Source organism: Streptomyces sp. SPB074 (assembly GCF_000154905.1).
In the GTDB taxonomy this organism is placed as follows: Bacteria; Actinomycetota; Actinomycetes; order Streptomycetales; family Streptomycetaceae; genus Streptomyces.
The window spans coordinates 2,140,785-2,146,448 of the sequence record NZ_GG770539.1; the positions used below are offsets into that span (position 1 = coordinate 2,140,785).

5 protein-coding genes and 1 pseudogene are annotated in these 5,664 nt (G+C 76.1%); 1 reads left to right on the forward strand and 5 read right to left on the reverse strand.

From position 1 onward, the window contains the following. The 4 genes and pseudogenes from SSBG_RS33600 to SSBG_RS08595 form a co-directional block, all read right to left on the reverse strand. Window positions 1-265, reverse strand: a pseudogene (locus tag SSBG_RS33600) (hypothetical protein); the annotation flags it as partial. Between the two features lie 224 nt (window positions 266-489). Continuing rightward, window positions 490-927 (reverse strand): DUF6113 family protein, encoded by a 438-nt coding sequence (locus SSBG_RS08585; protein WP_008745796.1) that lies wholly within the window; start codon window positions 925-927, stop codon window positions 490-492. Next, a complete protein-coding gene (gene mshB, locus SSBG_RS08590) occupies window positions 924-1,862 on the reverse strand; it encodes an N-acetyl-1-D-myo-inositol-2-amino-2-deoxy-alpha-D-glucopyranoside deacetylase (protein ID WP_037871253.1) in 939 nt (312 codons plus the stop codon). Before mshB ends, SSBG_RS08585 begins: the two co-directional genes overlap by 4 nt. 120 nt (window positions 1,863-1,982) lie before the next feature. Next, a complete protein-coding gene (locus SSBG_RS08595; RefSeq protein ID WP_007822441.1) occupies window positions 1,983-2,177 on the reverse strand; it encodes a DUF2304 family protein in 195 nt (64 codons plus the stop codon). A gap of 222 nt (window positions 2,178-2,399) precedes the next feature. Between SSBG_RS08595 and SSBG_RS08600 the strand changes: the two genes are divergently transcribed. Continuing rightward, window positions 2,400-4,541 carry a prolyl oligopeptidase family serine peptidase gene (locus SSBG_RS08600; RefSeq protein ID WP_008745798.1) on the forward strand — a complete coding sequence of 714 codons (2,142 nt, stop codon included), beginning with the start codon at window positions 2,400-2,402 and terminating at the stop codon, window positions 4,539-4,541. On the opposite strand, the gene SSBG_RS35685 is transcribed toward SSBG_RS08600, so the two are convergent. Further along, window positions 4,522-5,664 (reverse strand): hypothetical protein (locus SSBG_RS35685; protein ID WP_324603497.1); only part of this gene is annotated, 1,143 nt, incomplete at its 5' end. The genes SSBG_RS08600 and SSBG_RS35685 overlap by 20 nt on opposite strands.

Consider the following 5,664-nt stretch of genomic DNA (forward strand, 5'->3'; position numbering starts at 1 on the left):
CCTCCTTCTCCCGCTCGCTCATCGGCGTGCGCAGCACAACGGGCGGGATGGGCCGCGACCCGGGGATGTTGATCTTGATCCGGGTCGTCATCGTCGTCTCGGTCCTGCGCTCCTCGGAGCGACCCGGGGCCGCGGCGTCCTGCGGGGCGGCGGTGCCGTCCTCGCCCTGCGCCGGGGTGCCGTACGGGGGCGTGCCCGAGGGGTAGGCGGCACCGCCGCCACTCCCCCGGGGGCCGGAGGACGAACTCTCAGTATCACGACTCAAGGCAGGCTCTCCTGGTTGGCTCCACCGCCCGTCACGACCTCCCGCGAGGGGGCTCCCCTGCCGAAGGTGGGGGGTGGCTCGGCGGCGCGCACCACCATACTGTCCGCCGGACGCGCTCCGTCCGGCCCGCGGGCCGAAGTCGGGGCTTCCGGGGCTTTCGCGTCAATGGTCGCGTGCGTCCCCACGCGGCTGCCGGCCGGGGCCGGTACGGGCCGGGTACCCCGTCAGGCGCTCGTACGCACCGCGCCGGGCCCGGCCCAGCCGCCGGGCCGCCCGCCCGTGGCGCAGATCACGGCCACGGCCATCCCGCCGAGCAGGAAGCCGTACGAGCCGAGCCCGGCGCCGAAGACGTAATCGCCCTCGGGGCGTGTCGTGGTGAGCAGTACGACGGCCACGAGCCAGCCGAGCGCCGGGATCAGACCCCCCGCCAGGGTGCGGGCGAGCCGGGCGCCCCCGTAGCAGAGCCCGGCGAGCGCGGCGAGCGCGAGGGCGAGTCCGCCGGGCGGCAGCGCGGCCTGCACGAGCGAACCGGCGAGCCCCGTCACGAGGCCGAGCAGGGCGCCGCCCGTGTACCCGGCGATCCGCGCGGGCCGGGGCGGCGCGGTGAGGAAGTGCCCCTCGGGAGCGGTGCGCTGGGCGGGGACCTTGGGCTTGTTGCTCATGACTGCGGCTCCCTGGCGGGGGAAGGGGTGTGCGTCCCGAGCCCGGCGAAGAGCCCCGCTTCGAGGCCGTCCGGGCCCGGCGGGCCCGCCTCGCCCCGGACCAACTCGTAGTACTCGACGCCGAAGACGGGCTGGGCGAGGTCGTTGGAGAGGGCGAAGAGGGGCTCGGCGACGGTGAGCTGGGTGGCGTGGGCGCGCATCGCCGCGAGCTTCGCGGGGAGGTGGGCGCGGGCGTCCACGGCGGTCGTGACGCGGGCGGCCTCGGTGACGCCCGGCACGTCGTCGACCGCGGCGAGCCGCGTGAAGGGGCTCGCGGGCAGGGCGCGGGCGGCCTCCTCGAAGGCGGCCTCGGCGACGGGGCGCGGGAGCCGGTTCCAGTACGTCTTGGCGATCGTGTGCGCGGGCCCGGCGGCGGGCAGGGCGCCGGGATCGGCGGCGAGTTCGGCGGCGCGCGTCGCGACGCGGTGGGCCTGGATGTGGTCGGGGTGGCCGTAGCCCCCGTCGGGGTCGTAGGTGACGAGGACGTCGGGGCGCACCTCGCGGATGACCGCGACGAGGTGCCCGGCCGCCTCGTCCAGCGGCGCGGACCAGAAGGAGCCGGGCCGCTCGTTCTGCGGGGCGCCCATCATGCCGGAGTCGCGGTAGCGCCCGGGGCCGCCGAGGAAGCGGTGGTCGCGGACGCCGAGCGCGGCCATCGCGACGGTCAGTTCGCCGCTGCGGTACGTGCCGAGCCGGTCGGCGCGGTCGGCCGCGAGGGGGGCGAGCGCGGGCGGGATGATCTCGCCCTCCTCACCCTGGGTGCACGTCACGAGGGTGACCCGGGCGCCGCTCGCGACAGCGGCGGCCATCGTGGCACCGGTGGTGATCGACTCGTCGTCCGGGTGCGCGTGGACGAGGAGCAGGCGCGGGCGGGCGTTCTCCGTCGTGGGCCCCAGCCTACGAGCCCGCGCCGCGCGCCCGCCGCGCACCCGCCGGGCCCCCGCCCCGGCGGTCGCGGCACCGTGTCCGGGACGCGCGCGGCACCCCGGTCCGGGGGCGCGGGCGTCCCGGACGGCTCAGAACTTGATGTCCCCCAGCATCCCCGCCACGTTGTTCGTCAGTTCCCTGATCGTGGGTGCGATCGAGGAGCCGGCCAGGAAGAAGCCGAGCAGCACGCAGACGACCGCGTGCCCCGCTTTCAGCCCCGACTTCCTGACGAGCAGGACGACGATGATCAACATCAGGACCACCGCCGAAATCGAGAGCGCCACGGCGGCTCACCTCCCATGCTCGCGAACTGCGGAGAAGTCCCCCGGCGGTCGGCGCCGGAGGTGCGGTGGCACGGGAACAGCGCTGTCCCCGGGCACCCGCAGCGCACGACGGAGCTGCGTCCACCATGCGCTACGGATCATAACTATGAGTGGCTGCGCACGAGCCGTCGCACCGGAGCATGAGGGGCGCACCGCCACCGGCCCGGCTTCTACCCTGGGGCCATGACAACGGAGTCCCTGAGCTTCCCCCGCCAGTACGCGCGCAGTCAGCGCTTCACCCTCGGAGCACCGCGCTCCCTGACGATCGCCCCCGACGGCTCGCGGACCGTTTTCCTTCGTTCCAGGTCAGGGACCGATCGTTCGCAGATGCTCTGGGTTCTCGACGTGACCGAGGACGGCAAGACGAGCGAGCGGCTGCTCGCCGATCCGGCCGCTCTGCTCGGCGCGGGCGGCGAACGGCTCTCGGCGCGGGAGCGCGCCCGGCGTGAGCGGGCCAGGGAGAGCGCCGCCGGAATCGTCGGGTACGCGAGCGACGCGGCCCTCACCACGGCCGCCTACGCCCTGTCGGGGCGCCTGTGGACGACCGACACGCGCTCGGGGGCGAGCCGTGCGCTCGCCGTGCCCGGGCCCGTCATCGACCCGCGCCCCTCCCCCGACGGCTCGCGGATCGCGTACGTCTCCGAGGGCGCCCTGCGGCTCGTGGACGCGGACGGGAGCGGAGACAAGGCGCTCGCCGCGCCGGAGGAGGCCCAGGTCGCCTACGGCCTCGCGGAGTTCGTCGCGGCCGAGGAGATGGACCGCACGCGCGGCTTCTGGTGGGCGCCCGACAGCGCGCGCCTGCTCGTGGCGCGCGTGGACGAGTCCCCCGTCCCGCGCTGGTGGATCGCCGACCCGGCGCACCCCGACCGCGAGCCGGCCCAGGTGGCGTACCCGCGCGCGGGCACGGCCAACGCGGACGTGCGGCTCTTCCTGTACGACCTCGAAGGGGGCCGTACCGAGGTCGTGTGGGACCGGGCCCGCTACCCCTACCTCGCGCGCGTGCACTGGTCGGCCGCGGGGGCGCCGCTGCTGCTCGTGCAGTCCCGCGACCAGCGCGCGGCGCTCTACCTGGGCGTGGACGAGGAGAGCGGCGCGACGCGGATGGTGCACGCGGACGAGGACCCCGACTGGGTGGAGCTGCGCGCCGGTTCCCCGGCGTGGACCCCGGACGGCAAGCTCGTGCGGATCACGGACGAGGGCGGGGCGCGGGTCCTCGCGGTCGGCGACCGGCTCCTGACCGGCGGGACGCTCCAGGTCCGCGCGGTGCTCGACGTGGGCGCCGACGACGTGCTGATCTCCGCGTCGGCGGGCGCCGATTCGGCCGGCCGCGAGACCGGCGAGATCCACGTGCACCGGGTGAGCGCGCTCGGCGTCCAGCGGGTCAGCGAGGGCGCGGGAGTCCACTCGGCCGTGCGCGGCGGCCCACTGACGGTGCTCACGACCGCGAGCCTGGACGTCTTCGGGACGGTGTACCGGGTCCTGCGGGACGGCAAGGAGGTCGCCCGGCTCGCCTCGTACGCCGAGACCCCGGACCTCGTGCCGCGCCCGGTGCTGACGACGGGGGGCGCACGGGAGATTCCGTGCGCGGTGCTGCTGCCGTCCTGGTACCGCGAGGAGGAGGGTCCGCTTCCCGTCCTCATGGACCCGTACGGGGGGCCGCACGGCCAACGGGTCGTGGCGGCGCGCAACCCGCACCTGACCTCGCAGTGGTTCGCCGAGCAGGGCTTCGCGGTCGTCGTCGCGGACGGGCGGGGCACGCCGGGGCCCTCGCCCGCGTGGGAGAAGGCGGTGAACCGCCGTCTGACGCTGAGCCTGGACGACCAGGTGGAAGCGCTCCACGGTCTCGCGGAGCGCTTCCCGCTCGACCTCGGGCGCGTCGCGATCCGCGGCTGGTCCTTCGGCGGCTACCTCGCCGCGATGGCCGTCCTGCGCCGCCCCGACGTCTTCCACGCGGGCGTCTCGGGCGCCCCCGTGACGGACATGCGCCTGTACGACACGCACTACCAGGAGCGCTACCTCGGTGACCCCGCCGCCGAGCCGGAGGTGTACGCGCACAACTCCCTCGTCACCGACGAGGGCCTCTCCGAGGCGCGCGAGCCGCACCGCCCGCTCCTGCTGGTCCACGGCCTCGCGGACGACAACGTCGTCGTCGCGCACGGCCTGCGCCTGTCCTCGGCGCTCCTCGCCGCGGGCCGCCCGCACGAGTTCCTGCCGCTGAGCGGCGTGACGCACATGACGCCGCAGGAGGAGGTCGCGGAGAACCTGCTTCTCTTCCAGGTCGACTTCCTGCGCCGCTCGCTGGGGCTCAGCGCGCGGGAGGCGTGAGCGGGGCGGGGCTCGCCGCGCCCTCGCGCGCCGGGGTGCGCAGCAGCGCGAGCACGGCGAGCCCCGCGAGCACGTAGGCGAGGGTGCTGGCGAGCGAGAGCTGGAGGCGGGGCGTACCGCTGAGCGCCCCGTCGAAGCGCTCCTGCCGCAGGGCCACGGAGAGTCTGACGAGGCCCCAGGCGAGCAGCATCGCCCCGGCGGCGGTGCCGAGCGCGCGCCCGGCCCGCGCCCGCGCCGCGCAGGCGATCCCCGCGAGGAGGGCGAGCAGCACGAGGGCCGCGGCCCACCAGGGCCGCGGGACCGCGAGGAGGGTGAGCGTCGTACTGCGGTTGCCGAGCAGGGCGCCCCGGTAGGCGGCGCCGCCGTAGTCCTCGGCCCGTACGGCCTCCCAGACCGCGAGCAGCCCGGCGGAGAAGAGCAGGAGCGCGGCGGCGGTACGGGACGGGGGGACGGCCCCGGCCGCGCGCGGGCGCCGCGCGGCGAAGGCGCAGCCGAGCAGCAGCACCCCGAGCAGCAGCCCCGCCAGATCGGTGAACCGCGCGAGCGTGTGCGGCCCCGGCCCCGCCCAGGGCCCGGTCCACGGCTGGGCAAGCAGCCACGAGGGCGGCAGCCGTACGACGAGCGCGCAGGCGCCGACGGCGGCGAACGCGGGGGCGGCGGCACGGGGCGCCCTGACCCCCCGTACGGCACCCCAGGCCCCGAGCACGGCGAGTACCCCGTCCCCGAGCGAGGTCACCTGCACCGCGTTCCCGCCCCAGACGGACGGCGAACCGGCCCACAGCCACCAGACACGCCCGGGATGCCCGCCGGCGACGAGAAGATCCCGCACGGCCCACACCAGACTGCCCCCCGCGAGCGACGCGCACGCGAGAACCCCACCCCACCGCACCCGCCCACCCCACGCACACCCCATACCCCCCAAGGTGCCACACAGCCCGCCGTCCACGACGCGCCGCACCACCAGGCGCAGGTCCACCGCGTCCGCGTCGAGCGCGGCGGCGCCCGCGTCGAAGCGGCTGATCTCCAGGAGGTCGGCGAGCAGCGACTCGAAGCGGTCGAGCTGGTCCGCGAGGAGTTCGGCGGACCGCCCGGTGACCGGGTCGAAGTCGGCGCGCGCCTCGTG

Excerpts from the sequence above, each read along its gene's own strand:
- SSBG_RS08585 (WP_008745796.1), bottom strand. The coding sequence starts at position 927 with ATGAGCAACAAGCCCAAGGTCCCCGCCCAGCGCACCGCTCCCGAGGGG.
- SSBG_RS08600 (WP_008745798.1), top strand. The coding sequence starts at position 2,400 with ATGACAACGGAGTCCCTGAGCTTCCCCCGCCAGTACGCGCGCAGTCAG.